This window comes from Priestia sp. D51 (assembly GCF_053345675.1).
Window position 1 is genome coordinate 229,571 of record NZ_JBLTIR010000006.1, and the last position, 16,452, is coordinate 246,022.

Sequence of the window (16,452 nt, forward strand, 5' to 3'; positions counted from 1 at the left end):
GAGGTGAGATATGATTAGTACTGATTTTCATGATTGGTTAAAACTATTGTGGCAAGTGGTAGATAAACTTCCTTTAACATTATTTATGTTAGGCCTTTCTCTACTTTTTTCGTTGCTTTTAGGTTTCGTGATTGCTCTGATACGCATTCAAAAAAAGCCTGTTTTTTCTAAAATGGCTACCATCTATTTATCTTTTATGCGCTGTACACCGCTGCTTGTTCAGCTGTTTCTTGTATACTTTGGCCTTCCTCAGCTGCTGCTCCTTGTCCATATCGACATTAACAGCTGGAGTCGCATCACTTTCTTGGTAATTGCTTTTTCCTTACATACTGCCGCTCCTTTATCAGAAGTTATTCGTTCAGCATATCTCTCGATTGATAAAGGGCAGTTCGAAGCAGCGTATAGTATAGGCATGAACTATTTTCAATCCTTAAGAAGAATTATCCTTCCTCAAGCGTTTGTAGCAGCACTACCTAATTTAGGAAATGCTACGATTTCATTATTAAAAGATACTGCACTTGCTTTTAGCATTGGGATTATTGATATTATGGGGCAAGTTCGCCTTATTTTGGGCAACAACTATGGAATAGGAATGTTTGACATTTATGTTACGATTTCACTTGTTTATTGGAGCATGTGTATCGTAATTGAAATCATAGTCAGTTATTTAGAGAAACATCTTAAAAAAGGCAGGGTCAGCATCTCTAAATAACCTGCACTAGTAAAGGAGTGAACATGATTGCCTATTATTGATTTGCGATTTGCTTTGGAGCAAACTCCTGAAGTCTTAAAAGGTGTGCCTTTAACACTAACAATATCGATCATTTCAATGGCGTTAGGAAGTATTTTTGGTCTTTTCATTGCGGTATGCAGAATATATAAAATTCCACTGCTAAAGCAAATAGCTGTTATATACGTCTCATTTATGAGAGGCACTCCATTGCTCGTACAGCTCTATGTATTTTTCTACGGAATCCCTATTTTTATAGAATTTCTAAACGAGACTCAAGGATGGCACTTAGGCGGGGATACTATTTCACCTTTAATTTATGCTTTAATTGCGTACACATTAAATACCTCTGCTTATCAATCAGAGGTATTCCGTTCTTCTATTCAAACCATTGACCGTGGTCAATTTGAAGCTGCATATTCAATAGGAATGACTACTTTTCAAGCTATTAAAAGAATTATCTTTCCCCAATCTTTAGTAGCCGCTATTCCTAACCTTGGAAACATTTTTATTAGTTTAATTAAAGCCACTTCTCTTGCTTTTGCGGTAAAAGTAGTTGAAATTATGGCGATATCTAAGGTCATCGCCAATGATGGGTATAGATATTTAGAAATGTATCTGGTCGCTTCACTTATTTACTGGATTCTTTGCTTTTTCTTTGAAAGGCTGTTTGTAGTCATTGAGAAAAAGCTTAGTTATTATGAATTAAGAGAAGAAGTGCGTTCAGCTTCTTAGTCTCCCTAGAAAAATTGCTATAAACTGATTAAGAAAGCTGCCTTAGTAAACGGCAGCTTTCACAATCCCTTAATCCACTATTTCAAGCTTCACTTCATTAAACAAACTAGTAGAATTCCACACATTCAGCCCCGCATAGCCTTCTGAAAAGGTATGGTCCACTGCATTAATCACAAGCTTATCATCGAGATAAACTTGAATGTGTTCTCCTTCAGCCATCACTTTTAGATGGTAATCCGTATTTGGTTTTAAATCCAGCTTTCCCCCATCGTCGTAAATAATGAGATCCTTTCCTATTCCGTCTCTAAACGCAATGAGCTTTATTTGATTATTCAGCACATCTACATTCGCACCATAAGCATTGTTTGCCTGTTCATCCGAACGGAATACTAGCGCTCCTGCTCCTGTAGAATTTGAAACAGAATCGTCTAACACCTTTATTTTTGCCTCATATGTGAAATTTTTTGCTTCTTTTGATGATAAGGTAAAGGAATCTTCTTTGCTTCGTCCTTGTTTTCCGTTAATCGTATCGGCCCATAGTCCGCTAATATTCTTCCATTCAGATAAGTTTGTATCAACAGGACTTTTATTCCAAATAGATTTTAACGGATACATCTTAAGAGAATTTAATTTTACAGCCCCTCCTTTGCTGTAAAGCTTTATTTTATTGCTTGAAAGCGTTGGAAAGAGCTGGTCTGTTATTACTTCCGTGCCGTCATTTCCAAATACTTCTACAGACGACTGGTCTACAAACATATGAAGCTTAACCTTTCCGTCTTTTGGAAGCATGGGAGCAGAGTGTTTGCCTTTCACATTTTCACCAAAATCAAAACTTCCAGAGTTTGTTCGGTCAACAAATAATTGCTGCTTGTTTACGTTATAGCTGACTTTTGTATTTTCACTGCCTTCTTTCTGAATTTGAAAACCAAATTCTTGTGCATCCGTATTTGAAACATCGAATTCTGCAATGATTTCATATTTGTTTTCCTGTATGCCTGAAAGAAGATTTTTGTTTTCAGTAACCATCAGATTCTTCAACACCTTTTTTTCTTGCTTATTGCGAATTGAATCAATTGAAACAGGTATTTGTTTTAAACGAAGCCCTTTTGCTGTGTTGGTGAGTTCTATTTTTCTTGGGATTGACATAGAGCTTCTCCAAGTAGTAGTTGGGGTATTGTTGGCATATTGCCAGTTGCTCATCCAGCCTAGCCAATACTTTTCTCCGTTATCTCCTTCAACTCCGCTCCAATCTACAGCGGCATAAAAGTCGGCACCATAATCTGTCCAAAGCACTTCCTCTGGCGGGTTTTCATTTTTAAATGTTTTTCCGTCAAAATCACCAACAAAGTACTGCATACCTGAACCTCCAGCTGCCGCTCCATCATTGGTGCTGACCTGCAGCACCCATTTTTTCTTTGTGCTGTCTCCATCAACTGGCAGTTCAAGTAAAGTAGGACACTCCCAAATCCCTCCGTTGCTTCCGTGAGTTGATTTCACCCATTCTCCTGACACTGTGTTCCAATCCGAAAGCTCTCCGCCTTCCCTTTGTTTAGCTTCCTCTGGTTCTTTTGCTACACTATCTACTTTCTCCGGCATTTTTTCTGTATTAAATACATTCACATCATCTAGATTAATATGCCCCCATCCTCCTACAGCTTGATCAACGGCTTTAATGTACAGTACTTCTCCTATATACTTAGAAGCATCCCACACGTAGCGCTGGTACTTTTCATCTGCAAACTTTGTATTCGCTTGACGAATCAATTCTTTATCGTCGGATGCCCGGACTAAGGCTACATAGCGGTTTGTGGGGTCGTTTCCGCCTCCCATTAACAAATTAATTTCACCTGAACCGCTCAATTTAAAATAAGACGAATGTAATTCTCCAGTGGCATTATCGCCATCTTGCTTATCAGAAAAACCCCATAAATGATACTTTCCTTTTTGTTCAAAAAGACCGCTCCAATTTGCGGTTGCATCCGTTACATGATCGTTTGTGAATGCATTTCCCTTTATCGTTTTCCAGCCGGTGAGATCTCCTGTTTCAAAACTTTTATTTTTAATTTCTTTTTCATCTGTATCAATAAACTTTGTCATGTTAACGTCTTGAAACCGGACTGAAGATTGATTAACGTGTAGTCCAAACAATCCTTTTGAAAAAGTTTCATCTTTTGCAGTAAGGGTGAAGTTATCGTCTATATGCAAATCAAGTTCATTTCCCGATGCAGTTACTTTTACTTGATGTGATTTGCTCGTATCAATTTTTTCGTTTGTTTCAGCAAGGACAGTTGAAATGCCATTTTGAAGCTTGACTAGTTTGATTGTATCCTTAGAAGCATCTACGCTAGCTATATATCCGTTTTTGGCTTCAGCGTCTGCTCGGAAAAGTAGTGCACCTGAACCATGGTTTTCATCTAAAAATGTCATATTTGACTCGTAAATGAACTGATCTCCCTGTTCTTCACTCATAATATATCCGTCGCTGTTAGATTTACCGATTTTTCCAGCAGCAGTATCATTCCACGTTCCAGTAATAGATTTCCAGTTAGATAGATTGGTTATGAAATTAGATTGATTCGTAAATTTAACATGACGAAAGACAGCTGTGGAATTCCATGCTGTTAGTCCAAACTGACCGTTTTCAAAAGATGCATCACTGCCTTCTAAAACCTGTTTTCCATTTAGCAGTATCTTAAAGTGGTGACTGTTTGCTTCTACTTTCACGTAATACGCTTGTGACGTATCCAGCCTCATTGGCTTTGAAACAACGGTCGTTACGCTTCCTTTCTCTACTTTGTTAAGTGTTAAGAGGTTCTTTTCAGCATCTAAATTGACGGTATATGCGTTTGTTGCATCTTTATTAGAACGAAAAACAAGGCCTCCTGCACCTTCGCGTCCATTCTTTTCTACAAGCATAATTTCTCCCTCTAGAGTAAAAGATTGACCTTTTTGTTCAGACAAAGTATATGAATAGGCACCGCTTTGACCGTTTGCTTGAATCCCTCCGTCAGATCCAAACTCACTTGCGTATTTCCAATTTTTCAAGTCAGGTGATGTATAAAACATAATTTTATCTTTAGCAGCTAAAGACATCACCCACTGCTTGGTTTGCTCGTGCCAAAAGACTTTTGGATCGCGCCAGTCAGGAACTGGGGGATTTGGCATAACAGGATTTCCTTCATATTTGGTCCATGTTCTTCCGCTGTCCGTGCTGTATGCTAGACTTTGAACTTGCCCTTTACTGCCCGAGTGCGTAAAGATAGCTACCATCGCTTCTTTTCCAAACCCTGCAGTATTATTCCAATCGATAACGGCACTTCCTGAAAAGATCTCTCCGTTCTCATCTGGAGAAAGAGCAACCGGCAAGTGTTTCCATTTCACTAAGTCTGTACTAACTGCATGCCCCCAGTGCATAGGTCCCCAGGTGGTACCGTAAGGATAATACTGATAAAAAAGGTGGTACTCCCCGTTATAGTAGACCATTCCATTTGGATCGTTCATCCAGTTCGCTTCTGGAGAAAAATGAAATTGATTCCGATATTTTCCTTGATAATACCCTGTATTATCAGCTAATACAGGGTATACAAAAAACAAGCTTATGGAACAAGCGACTCCAATCATCAATAACTTTTTGACGGTTCTTTTCATCTTCCTTTCCTCCTTTATTGGCATACTGGCTATGTAAAACATGTCCACCAGCAGATGCTAGAAGAATAGATGACTCCCTTTTATTTATCAGCCTAAAAAGCCGATCCAATAACCTCCTATACCGATTAAGAAAATACCGAAAATAATAAGCAGCGGATTTGTACCTTTTCGAAGCATCCATGCTACTAATAAAGTTAGCGCTAAAGGAAGCAGTCCCGGTAAAATACTGTCGAGTACGTCTTGCACGGTTTTCACGACAACTTTACCAGAATCGTCTTTGATCCTAGAAACAACCACTGGTATATTAATAGTGGTCCATTTCGAAACCAATGCTCCCATTACAAAGAGTCCTAAAATGGACGCACCTTCCGTCAGTTTTTGAATTCGATTCCCTACTAAATCTTTTAAAATTTCTGTTCCTTTTAAATAGCCATATTTTAATCCATAATATTTTGTACTTAATCGAATGGCATTAATTAAGATAAAAAACAGCAGTGGCCCGGCAATATTCCCGCCTAACGCAAGAGATGCGCCTAGTGCCGCAAGAACTGGCCGCAGCGTTCCCCAGAAAATAGGGTCTCCTACGCCAGCAAGCGGGCCCATTAATCCAATTTTCATTCCGCTGATGGCTTTTTCATCAAAATCTTTTTTGTTTGCCATTTCTTCTTCCATTGCTGCCGTGACGCCGAATATAGGTGCAGAAATCCACGGATGTGTATTGAACCATTCTAAATGACGCTTTAGTGCTGCATTTCGCTGTGCCCCTGGTCCGTATAAACGTTTAATTGCTGGAATCATCACGTAACAGTAGCCCATTGCCTGAACACGCTCAAAGTTAAATGAACCGAGTAAAAAATTCGAGCGAATAAACATGCTAAAGATGTCTTTTTTCGTTAATCTTTTTTCATTTTCCATCTCTATCCCTCCCTTAAGTTCGCCGTTTAGGCATCTAAATCATCATCGTCGTCATATACTTGTTCGCTCCCTGTAGCTGCGGGAACGCCTGCCGGCTGCATTTGATTTCGCTGCTGCATTACTTGCTGATAAAGAAGGGCTAAACAAAGACCTAACGCCCCAAATCCTACCAGGTTAAACCCTGTAAATGCCGCTAATAAGAACCCGATATAGAAAAAGGGCTTTAAATGAGGAATGTTCATCATATTGATAACCATGGCATATCCTACGACCACGATAATGCCTCCCCCAATTTGCAGACCTTTTGTAATAACTTCCGGAATATTTCCGAGGAAAGTTTGCACGGCGCTTACGCTGATTAATGTAACAATTAACGTTGGAATCATAACGCGGAGAGCCTGAAAACCCATAGCAGTAATATGCATAATTTCAATTCCTTTAAAGTTCCCTTCTTCCGCGTACTTATCAGCTCGATGAATTAAAAATACTGTGATGGTACGAACAAAAATGGTGAGTACTTGCCCTGCAGCTGCTAAAGCTATAGCTACCGCAATGCCTTCACCAATCCCCTGACCAGCTGTGATAACCAAAATAGTTGAAATAACAGAAGCAATAGCCGTATCAGGTGCCATCGCCAATCCAACATTCATCCATCCAAGAGCCATTAATTCCAGCGTTCCGCCTAAAATAATGCCCGTTTTTAAATCTCCAAGCACCAAGCCTACTAATGTGCAGGCAATGAGAGGACGATGGGATTGCCCTTCGTCCAATACGCTTGCGATGCCAGTTACCGCTGCAATGACTAATAATAAAATAATTTGTATGGAAGACATAAACTCATCTCCTTATTTGATTTTTGTTTCATTTCTCAGTAGTTGAATAAAATTTTCGCTAGAATCTGAAGGTAATTGGCGCAGCTCAAGCTTTACGCCTAGTTCCTGCAGTTTCTCAAAAGCATCGATATCTTTTTTGGTAACGCTTACAGATTTGGTGATTTGTTTTCGGTCATTAGCAAAACGCATGCCGCCTACGTTTACTGTCTCAATAGGCACTCCAGCTTGAACAAGAGCAACAATATCTGCGGGACTTTCAAACAGCAGCATGGCTGTTGTATCCTGATAACGAGGGCTGTGAAATGCTTTTGTCATTTTAGAAATTGAGACAGCACTTGCTTTTACATTCGAAGGAGCCACAGAAAGAATAAGCGTTTTTCGCATTTCATCCGCTGCCACCTCATCTGAAACAATGATAATTCGATCTGCTGCATTTGTTTTGATCCATCTTGTTAATACCTGCCCGTGAATAAAGCGGTCATCAATTCTTGCTAAAACGATTTTCATAATAATCCATCCTCTCCGATTTGGTTTGCTTGCTGGACTTTCTCCAAATGTTCACTGCACACTTGAAAACTTTCTTCATTCACTTGCTTTAATCTCCCTAGCATCTCTTTTAATGTAACGTGTTCCCTCATGGCTAACACTTCTAATAACATAGGCAAGTTAACTCCGGATACCATATCCGCTGTTTTGTTTTTAAGGATATATGGAGTAGCCGCATTGTAAGGTGTACCTCCAAAAATATCGACTAGAAAAAGCACTTCATTTTCTAAGGGCATCTCCTCTAATGCTTGCTTATATTTTGCTTCAAGCGTTTGGATACCCTCTCCTTTTAGAAAAGGTACGGCTACTACGTGATTCTCTTCACCAAATATCATTTTGGAAGCCCCCTCTAATGCTGGTGCGAAATCACCATGCCCACTAATAATGACTGAAATCATGTACACTTGCTCCTCTCTTTTACGTTCTACACTTATTTATTGCAAGTATCGTGCCAACAAAGAGTATTAAGCGCTTTCATTTATTTTTCAATACCTTTTTCTATGTTGTTGATACAGGTTCCTTAAAATAAACAAACCTGTATCAAAACGTCATGCGTTTTAATACAGGTTTTTCTGTAATTTAAAAAAGGGGATAAAAAAAGAAACTAGCGGCATATAAATTAAACTAGTTTCTTGGGATTATCATATGATTTTTACATTTCATCCGCAAAAATGGTGGCAATAAATAATTTTTCATCTCTTGTTAAGGTAAGTTTAAGCTTTTTTTCGACGGCTTGTAATGTTTTTTCCGTTTTTTGATAAATACTTTCTAACTGATGAGTGATTTCTTCATCCTTCGGAAAAGCAAGGGGTTCGTTTTTTATCATTCTTTCTAAAGCAAAGGCTGTATGCATCACAATTCGAATCATAACGGTGTTGCTTAATTCCATTTCTAACTCATCTTGTACGTGACTTAACCACTCTAACAGAATTTCACTTATGAGATACGGATTAATAAATAGAAGGTACTTTCGCAAGTTTTCTTCGCAAAGTTCACGCACTACAATATTCCCTTCAGTCTTCTCCTCATCATAGCGTATCGTTTCTTTTGTAATTGCCTGTTGAAGTATTCGCTCTCCCTGCCCTTCAATAAGGACTTCTAGTGATACATGAGGCGCATCAATCTTAGGGTTTTTGGTACCTGCTGTTGCGACAATTTCATATTCTTTTTGAATTTCCCGAATGTTTGCTGCTAATTTAATAGAAGAAACGGTTAGAATTTTAATAGGCTCTTGAGATACTTTCCGTGAAATAATCGTTAAGATTTTTTCTAATTGTTTTGCTGTACCGCTTCCTGTTGTACAAATAGAAACAAGGGCTTTCTTTTTCCCAAACACATGCTGCTGCTTATCTATAAATTCCATAAAGTCTTTTTGCACCGAATCAAATATGGCATATAAATTTAAGTCTAAATAATTTACTTTTCTAACGGTGTCTAACACCATAGACGTCGTCACGTTGCTGATTGTTTTAATCTTAGTCCCTGTTTTTTGTTCTAACTTGCTTTCTAACATGGCAAGCGAGCCCATGTCTACAAGCATTAATACGCCTTCTCCTTCATCTACTTTCTTAATTCCCTGGATTAATCTATCTACAATTTCGACTGGAGATACCGTCAAAGGCACATCAATAGCTATAATAGGAGTACTTCCTAAAAGCTCCGTAGCCACTTCTACCATAGAAGTTGCCGTGCTGTTTCCATGTGCAGCAACCACAATCCCCACTCGCTTATTTTCTTCTAACGTTCGAATGGATTGAATAACCATTGTGAGATAAATAACTTCTATTTCTGGCACGACAATGTTAAACCACTTTTCGATTCGATTTTTAAAAAGCAGGGCTACCGCATATTCTTTTGGATACGTTTCGCGAATTTCATCTATCTCCTTTGTATTTAATACGTCTACTTGTTTTTTTCGCTTTAAAAAGGATTCCATATGCATACTCAAAAAATGAATAAATCTGCGATCAAATTTACAGTTCAATTCTTTTTCTGCTAAATGTTTTAATTCTTTTGTAAGCTGAATCACGTCGTCTTCTACGAATTTCATTAAATTAGAACTCTGGCCATTTTTTTGATTAAAAAAGCTCCGAACATTCAAATGAATGTCGGTAAGAATATATTGATTGATGTCTTCTTGAGATAAACCTTCTTTTGTTAAAACATCTACTTTTTCTTCTATTAACTGATATAAATTAAATGATACGTCTTCCTCTATTTTTATTTCTTGGCTCTCCATAGCCGGAGAAATGATCGTTTTGAGATTTACATATTCAGAAATTTTTCTGCTGCGCTCCATATTTTTACTATTTGAAATCCAATCTCGTTTAATATTATCAGGCAAATCTCTCACTGTAAGTTCCACCATATGTTTACTATCAAGGTTATTTAAAAATCCGTGTGCGCACACGAGCTGTACATTGGACTTTAACTGCCCTACATTCCCAAATTTTTCAGTGTGGATTAAAGCATTTAATACATCAATGTGGACACTTAGCTTTTTATTAATTCGTTTAGCTTCTTGTTCTAAAAGAAACGTTGTGAGATGAATCTTTTCTTTGAGAGATCGCTCTTCTAATGACGGAATATGGATAGTCATCGGAATTCTTCTTAAGAAAGTTTGCAGTAAGGCTGAACCGGGATTTTCAGTTGTAGCACAAATAATTAATACTTTAGACGTTCGCTTATGATCTGTTTCCCCTAGGCGATTGTACGTACCTTGATCAATGAGGTAAAAAAGCATTTCTTGACCTTCAGGAGGAAGCCGGTGTATTTCATCCATAAAGAGAATGCCTTCATTTGCTTGTTCTACTAAACCTACTTTACTTTCAGTTGCTCCAGTGAAACTCCCTTGCTTATGACCAAATAACTGAGAAAGAAGTAATTGAGGATTATGGTAATAATCAGCGCAGTTAAAGGTAATGAACGGGGCCCCTGTTTTTAACCTCTCTGAATATATAGCAAATTGATAGATTCGTTTTGCAAAAAGAGATTTGCCTGATCCCGTGGGACCTAATAGCAGCATATGTAACCCATTGGGCGGGTAAAGAATAGCAGCTTTTGCTTGAGAAATCGATTTTTTCAAACTGCCTGTGGCTCCAATCATTAATTCAAAAGGATTAGCAGAAAGTGCTTCTTCTTTTCCCCCATTAGATAGCTGCTCTAGTTTTTCCACTTCCATCTTATTCGTATCCCACTTTTGACGAAAAATGGTTTCGACAATCTCTAGCGGAGCGTAGCGAACGGGGAACATTTTAATTTTAATTACTTTTTGCATGCGGACAAGTTTGTTCAGTTCAAGACTTACATTAGATCTCTCTAAATCTAACTGTTCAGCAATTTCAATCGCTGAGCTTCCTTGTTTATGTAAAAGTTCCACTTCTGTAAACTCCTGAAAATTACTCAACAGCTGATTGTATACCTTATCAATTCGTTTCATTAGAAGCACCTTCTTTATTTTCAGTTCACGATCGGAAGTTTCTCTTTCAAAGAAATGAGACATTCCCTACTACTACAAGTTATTTCACCTATAAGTACCATCATGTCATACTAATCTATGAAAGCGTTTCAAGCCATTATATGTAAATATATTAAGTTAGTCAACCTTGCATGTCAACCGGTTTCATTCTTAAAGTTATAGTCTGTCTGAATGTTTCATTTTCTTTGAATAACTGTGAATCTGTATATACTACTTTTTCATTTTACTTAGCACTGCAGTTACAGCATATTTTTGCTTACATAATAAAACGAAAGAAAACAGCAGCAGTTGTCGCCATTCTCTTTCGTTTTTAAAAATTATTTATCTGCAGTTAATTGTCCTTGTTGTAAAATACTATTTTTCACAACAGTTGTTTTTGATCCTTTAATACTTAACAAGAAGCTAGGAGCAAACGTAGAGTGTTCCTCTGAATAGAAGCCTCTGTTTGTCATGTAACTTGTAATCACGACATTGTCTCCTTTAACTTGCGGAACTGCAAAATGTGAATACGTGAACGTTTTGTCATTAGGATCGAGGTTCATATGTAAAACAAGTCCTGTATCATTTAGCGGTTTGTATTTTCCTGTCAGCGTATTTGATACGTATCCTAGCATATATACGTCATCTTGGCCGATACCATCAATGGTCATTTTAGACCCGCGAGAATCTGTGAATAAGTACCATTTCCCATCTTTTTTGAATACATTTGCGCGTTCAATTTCATCTGTTACCGTGTTTGAGGTAATCAATGGATCCATTACTTTTTTTAAGGTATAGTCGTTATTTAGTTCTACAATGCCTAATGCGCCGTTTGCTAAAGAGGCTTTCTTTTTATTAGAACTCTGCAGTAATTTCTCTTTTTCTGATTGGAAAAATGGATTGTTTCCACCGTAGTAAGCTCGATTGTAAAGAGAATCCTCCCCTTGATAACCATCTTCAGTTCCTGTGTTTGCTTCAAACACAAGGTATTTATGCCCTTTATCTTCTACATAGTGAGGATCTCTCAACGTATGATTATCTTCTGAACCATATGCGCCTTCGTCGATAAACTGCTGAATATTTTGATATTTTTTACCATCACCATCAAAAATGGATTTATGATCTTCAACACCTTCAATTTTTAACGTATCTGCACTTGGCTGAGATACATTTACTTGAGCTGTTGTTAAAGTTTGTTTTCCATAGTTTGTACCTGAAAAATTAGTATAGAATAAGCGTACTTTTCCGTCTGATGTTAAAGTAGCAGATCCTGACCATTCTTGTGTTTGTTTTTTCAAATGAGGGTCATTCGGTACAAATTTATCACTGTCTTTGAACACTCTTCCTGCATTTTTCCAACTGTCAATCGACTCTTCACCTATTTTTTTATAAAACACATAAATAGATGTATCATCCGCATCTTTAGGATTGCCTGCTAGTGCAAATACAACTTGGTAACCATGGTAGTTGGCTACTGTTCCGTCAGCATTTTGCAGAGGCCAGCTGTCCCATACGTCTAAGTCAATTAAATTACCTGATTTATCATACCCTTTTGCAGAGGCAATATTTTTGATTGTTGCTTTATCAAAAGCTGGAACTTTAAACTGTTCGCTTTTTTGCTGCTGAGGAATTTTCAGCATGTTATCACGTGTAATATGAGAAACTCTATAATTATTATTTGTATCTTTATGATTGCTTTCAGCTGCCCATGTTTGAGATCCAGCACCTACTAACATAGCTGCAGCAAAAGATAATGCTGTTGTTTGCTTTGCGATTTTCTTAATGTTCATCTGTTTTCTCCCTTTTGTATCATACTTTTTCTTGTGTTACTCACAAGTGATCCATTTTCTATGTATCGAGAAGTCATATCCATCTGGTGAAATAACAGAACCGGTTCCATTACCTTTCCAAGATTACTTGCATAATATTGAAAAGTCAAATAGGTAAAATGGGGTGATCATACCCTTTTTTATCCCTTTGTTTTTTTAATTTAGTTATAAAGTCTTAAATCTTTAACTTTTTAATTAAATCGGCAAATTCATCATCATATTTAACCTACTATTCTTTTATAAGCTTTTCTACAGCTGTTAAAGTACCCAAGCTTCAAGAAAATATCGTTAATGTATTTTTTGTGAAATAGTGGAATAATTTATTATATAATAGTTTCTACTGGTAATAATAAGAGACAAAAGAATTAGGTAATCTCTTTTTATTTTGATTCTTTTATACTGTTAAATTTTATGCAGCTCTTCCCAAGGAATCGCTATCATTTCAATTAATCAATCATACATTTTTCAGAAAATCAAAAAGAGCTCTTTATAAAGAGCTCTTTTTGATTTCATTTATGCTGTCTTTAAATAGCTGTTCTTATCTAAATAAATCAAGTGCCGCAGTACGTTTGATAAGGCTGATTAGACGGAGCAGACGGTGTACAATACTCTGACTGATCCGGCGATTCATATGGGCTAGAAAGCACTTCTAGAAGATCTTCCATAACGCTGTAGTCTCCTTTTTGTGCTGCATCTAGCGCTGCTTCTACTCGGTGATTTCGAGGAATGACAGCGGGATTGTTATGTTTCATAAGCTCTTCCGACTCTGCTTTAGATTGTTTTTGTCTGCCTAGTCTTTTCTGCCATAACTCCTGCCACTGTGCAAATTCTTCGCTTTCAAACAGGTCACTCTTTCCTGGCTTATTGAAAGTTAATGCACGAAATGTATTTGTATAGTCAGCTTTATAGGTTTTCATCATGGTAAGAAGCTCTTGGAATAATGCTTCATCTTCTTTTTCTTCGTTAAAAAGTCCAAGTTTAGCCTGCATACCCGCCAGCCAGTTTTCTCGATAGAGTTTTGGAAATTCCGTCACGGCGTTTTGTGCTATTTCAACTGCTTTTTCTATATCTTGATCCAACAGAGGTAATAAAGCTTCAGCAAACCTCGCAAGATTCCACCCTGTAATGCCCGGTTGATTTTGATATGCATAGCGCCCTTGTACATCAATTGAACTAAATACAGTTTCTGGATCATAGGTATCCATAAATGCACATGGCCCATAATCAATTGTTTCTCCGCTAATTGTCATATTATCCGTATTCATGACGCCATGAATAAAACCAATAAGCTGCCATTTAGCAACTAGGGTAGCGTGACGCTTAATCACTTCTTGAAGAAATGATAAATATTTTTTTTCATTCTTTTCTATGTGGGAAAAGTGACGTTCTAATGCATAGTCAGCTAAAGCTTGAAGGTTTTCGACTGTTCCCCATTTTGCAGCAAATTGAAATGTGCCAAAACGAAGGTGACTGGAAGCTACACGCGTCAAAATCGCCCCCGGCAGTTCTTTTTCGCGAACAATGGATTCGCCTGTTGTTACGACTGCCAGGCTCCGAGTAGTCGGAACACCAAGGGCCTGCATCGCCTCACTAATCATATACTCACGCAGCATAGGTCCAAGAGCTGCACGACCGTCTCCACCCCGGGAATAAGGAGTTCGGCCTGAGCCTTTAAGCTGAAGATCCACTCGTTCACCCGAAGGCGTAACTTGCTCCCCTATCAGCATAGCCCGTCCGTCTCCTAGCATGTTAAAGTGGCCAAATTGATGTCCTGCATAAGCCTGTGCAAGTGGGAAAGCACCTTTTGGAACACTGTTTCCAGCCAAAATGCTAACTCCTTCTTGGCTTTGCAGCTGTTCTTTTTGCAACCCTAGAGATGCGGCTAAAGAGTCGTTAAATTTGACTATTTTAGGTGAACTCACTGGATTAGGATCAAGAGGCGTAAAAAAAATGTTTGGTAACTCCGCATAGCTATTACGTAAATTCCATCCTGTTTCTTTTTGATTAGTCATCGTATCTCCTTTTCTTCTTGTGTCTTAAAACATAACTCTTTTCTTTACTGATCGTGGTTTTATAAGTGCAGCAGCCCTGCTCTATCCTGCTTTCTTTTGGGCATCTTAGAGCAGGACAGTTTCTCTTTCATTCATTATCTCTTTTACTATTATATCGTATTTGCTCGTACTTTTAATCTAAAGTGCCTTATCCATTTATATACCGCCACTTTGTTGACGAGCTATTAAATGCTCAAAAAAGAAGAAGTATTAATATACTTCTTCCTCTGTATTTTACCCCCAAATATCTTTTAAATTCCAATACGTTAACTCTTTTACGATTACGTCTCCTCCTTCAGTAAATAACTCAATTCCAAGCCTGCTTTCTTTTGGATAAATGCGGCTTGTCATGGTAGCTTGTCCTTCGTTTGCAAATACTTCGATGGAAGAACGATCCACAAATATTCGTAAAGCTAGTGTCTCACCTGCTTGCAACGCTACTTTCCTCACGCCATCTTCTTTTCCCGAGTGAGTACAGTCAAGCACTAGCTTTTGCTCATTAAGGTTATAACACATAAGCGTTTCTTCATTGTTTATTCCACAAATTTTTATTCCTACTGATGAAGCTTGGCAGTCCGCTAAATCAAATACAGCTTGTATCTCTAGCAAATCTTCATTTACTTCTACTACATAGCTTTCAGAAAGAGCTTTATTGGTTAGCATATTATATTGAGTTTTCCGAAGTGATGTCAGCTCTTGGACGGGGTTCATTAACACTTTATCCTCTCTTAAAGTTAGTTCTCTCGGAAGCGTTAGCGCACCGCACCATCCATCCTCTTTCGTTGGCATATTAGCTTCCCACATGTCCATCCACCCGATTGCAATTCGTCTTCCTTTATCATCTAAAAGCGTTTGAACAGCATAAAAATCGTGGCCGTGATCTAATTCAGTAAATGACCCATGATGAAAGGTATTGGTTTCATAACTATATTCTCCAACTAAATATCCCGTTTGGAAAAGGTTGTGATAGGAATCACCTTTTGCTTCTATCCCTTGAGGAGAAATCATTAACACATGCTTTCCGTCTAACTCAAAGAAGTCCGGACACTCCCACATATATCCTAGATCTCCATCGCTTTTAGCAAGGACGCCAACATATTCCCATTTTCGTAAATTTGAAGACCGGTATAAAATAACGCGTCCCTCTTGTTTCTTTGTTGAGTTTCCTAGAATCATATACCAGAAATCCTCGTGCTTCCATACTTTAGGGTCTCGAAAATGATGAGAACTATCTGCCGGCGGCTCCGCAATAACTGGGTTGACCTCTACTTTTTCAAAGGTAATGCCGTCTTTACTAACAGCTATATTTTGGTTTTGAAAAAAAGTATCCAGCTCTTTGTCTATATAATTATGTCCTGTATAAATTAGCGTAAGCTCTCCTTGGTTATCCACGGCACTTCCAGAAAAACATCCATCTTTATCAAATGTATCTCCAGGAGCTAAAGCAATCGGTAAATGCTGCCAATGAACAAGATCTTTGCTTTTGACATGTCCCCAATGCATCGGTCCCCAATTCTCGTCATACGGATGATGTTGATAAAAAACATGATATTCTCCTTTATACTGAACCAACCCATTCGGATCATTAATCCAGTTCGCTGGCGCCATAATATGATACCCTAACCGATATTGATGATTTACCTTTTTCTCTGCTTCATTTAATGAACGTTGAACTTGCTCGATTTTATTTATCGTTAACATCATCATA

The 16,452-nt window shown here is 37.9% G+C and carries 11 protein-coding genes; 2 read left to right on the top strand and 9 right to left on the bottom strand.

Features of this window, described 5'->3' with window-relative positions; translation table 11 throughout:
• Positions 1-10 precede the first annotated feature (10 nt).
• Both ACNHOZ_RS22790 and ACNHOZ_RS22795 read left to right on the top strand, forming a co-directional pair.
• Positions 11-712, top strand: a complete 702-nt coding sequence (locus tag ACNHOZ_RS22790; RefSeq protein ID WP_048018566.1) for an amino acid ABC transporter permease — start codon at positions 11-13, stop codon at positions 710-712.
• A gap of 27 nt (positions 713-739) precedes the next feature.
• Positions 740-1,465, top strand: a complete 726-nt coding sequence (locus tag ACNHOZ_RS22795; RefSeq protein WP_013056300.1) for an amino acid ABC transporter permease — start codon at positions 740-742, stop codon at positions 1,463-1,465.
• Between the two features lie 69 nt (positions 1,466-1,534).
• Here the strand turns inward: ACNHOZ_RS22795 and ACNHOZ_RS22800 are convergent, their stop codons facing one another.
• The 9 genes from ACNHOZ_RS22800 to ACNHOZ_RS22840 all read right to left on the bottom strand — a co-directional run bounded on the left by ACNHOZ_RS22800 (position 1,535) and on the right by ACNHOZ_RS22840 (position 16,445).
• Positions 1,535-5,113: a GH32 C-terminal domain-containing protein gene (locus ACNHOZ_RS22800; RefSeq protein WP_447697290.1), complete on the bottom strand. Its 3,579-nt coding sequence runs from the start codon at positions 5,111-5,113 to the stop codon at positions 1,535-1,537.
• Between the two features lie 87 nt (positions 5,114-5,200).
• Positions 5,201-6,028 carry a mannose/fructose/sorbose PTS transporter subunit IID gene (locus ACNHOZ_RS22805; RefSeq protein ID WP_013056298.1) on the bottom strand — a complete coding sequence of 276 codons (828 nt, stop codon included), beginning with the start codon at positions 6,026-6,028 and terminating at the stop codon, positions 5,201-5,203.
• A gap of 26 nt (positions 6,029-6,054) precedes the next feature.
• A complete protein-coding gene (locus ACNHOZ_RS22810; protein WP_013056297.1) occupies positions 6,055-6,861 on the bottom strand; it encodes a PTS mannose/fructose/sorbose transporter subunit IIC in 807 nt (268 codons plus the stop codon).
• Positions 6,862-6,873: 12 nt separating this feature from the next.
• Complete coding sequence (locus ACNHOZ_RS22815; protein WP_048018564.1) at positions 6,874-7,368, bottom strand: PTS system mannose/fructose/N-acetylgalactosamine-transporter subunit IIB; 495 nt, start codon at positions 7,366-7,368, stop codon at positions 6,874-6,876.
• Positions 7,365-7,805 (bottom strand): mannose/fructose/sorbose PTS transporter subunit IIA, encoded by a 441-nt coding sequence (locus tag ACNHOZ_RS22820; protein ID WP_033578518.1) that lies wholly within the window; start codon positions 7,803-7,805, stop codon positions 7,365-7,367. Before ACNHOZ_RS22820 ends, ACNHOZ_RS22815 begins: the two co-directional genes overlap by 4 nt.
• Before the next feature lie 254 nt (positions 7,806-8,059).
• Positions 8,060-10,846 carry a sigma 54-interacting transcriptional regulator gene (locus tag ACNHOZ_RS22825; RefSeq protein WP_048018563.1) on the bottom strand — a complete coding sequence of 929 codons (2,787 nt, stop codon included), beginning with the start codon at positions 10,844-10,846 and terminating at the stop codon, positions 8,060-8,062.
• 356 nt (positions 10,847-11,202) lie between these two features.
• Positions 11,203-12,654, bottom strand: coding sequence for a glycoside hydrolase family 68 protein (locus tag ACNHOZ_RS22830; RefSeq protein WP_048018562.1), 1,452 nt, complete (start codon positions 12,652-12,654; stop codon positions 11,203-11,205).
• 590 nt (positions 12,655-13,244) lie between these two features.
• Positions 13,245-14,705: a protein adenylyltransferase SelO gene (locus tag ACNHOZ_RS22835; protein WP_048018561.1), complete on the bottom strand. Its 1,461-nt coding sequence runs from the start codon at positions 14,703-14,705 to the stop codon at positions 13,245-13,247.
• Between the two features lie 273 nt (positions 14,706-14,978).
• Positions 14,979-16,445, bottom strand: coding sequence for a glycoside hydrolase family 32 protein (locus ACNHOZ_RS22840; RefSeq protein WP_080968565.1), 1,467 nt, complete (start codon positions 16,443-16,445; stop codon positions 14,979-14,981).
• Positions 16,446-16,452: the final 7 nt, after the last annotated feature.

Coding starts and splice junctions, on each gene's coding strand:
- ACNHOZ_RS22790 (WP_048018566.1), top strand. CDS start 11: ATGATTAGTACTGATTTTCATGATTGGTTAAAACTATTGTGGCAAGTG.
- ACNHOZ_RS22800 (WP_447697290.1), bottom strand. CDS start 5,113: ATGAAAAGAACCGTCAAAAAGTTATTGATGATTGGAGTCGCTTGTTCC.
- ACNHOZ_RS22805 (WP_013056298.1), bottom strand. CDS start 6,028: ATGGAAAATGAAAAAAGATTAACGAAAAAAGACATCTTTAGCATGTTT.
- ACNHOZ_RS22810 (WP_013056297.1), bottom strand. CDS start 6,861: ATGTCTTCCATACAAATTATTTTATTATTAGTCATTGCAGCGGTAACT.
- ACNHOZ_RS22815 (WP_048018564.1), bottom strand. CDS start 7,368: ATGAAAATCGTTTTAGCAAGAATTGATGACCGCTTTATTCACGGGCAG.
- ACNHOZ_RS22820 (WP_033578518.1), bottom strand. CDS start 7,805: ATGATTTCAGTCATTATTAGTGGGCATGGTGATTTCGCACCAGCATTA.
- ACNHOZ_RS22825 (WP_048018563.1), bottom strand. CDS start 10,846: ATGAAACGAATTGATAAGGTATACAATCAGCTGTTGAGTAATTTTCAG.
- ACNHOZ_RS22830 (WP_048018562.1), bottom strand. CDS start 12,654: ATGAACATTAAGAAAATCGCAAAGCAAACAACAGCATTATCTTTTGCT.
- ACNHOZ_RS22835 (WP_048018561.1), bottom strand. CDS start 14,705: ATGACTAATCAAAAAGAAACAGGATGGAATTTACGTAATAGCTATGCG.
- ACNHOZ_RS22840 (WP_080968565.1), bottom strand. CDS start 16,445: ATGTTAACGATAAATAAAATCGAGCAAGTTCAACGTTCATTAAATGAA.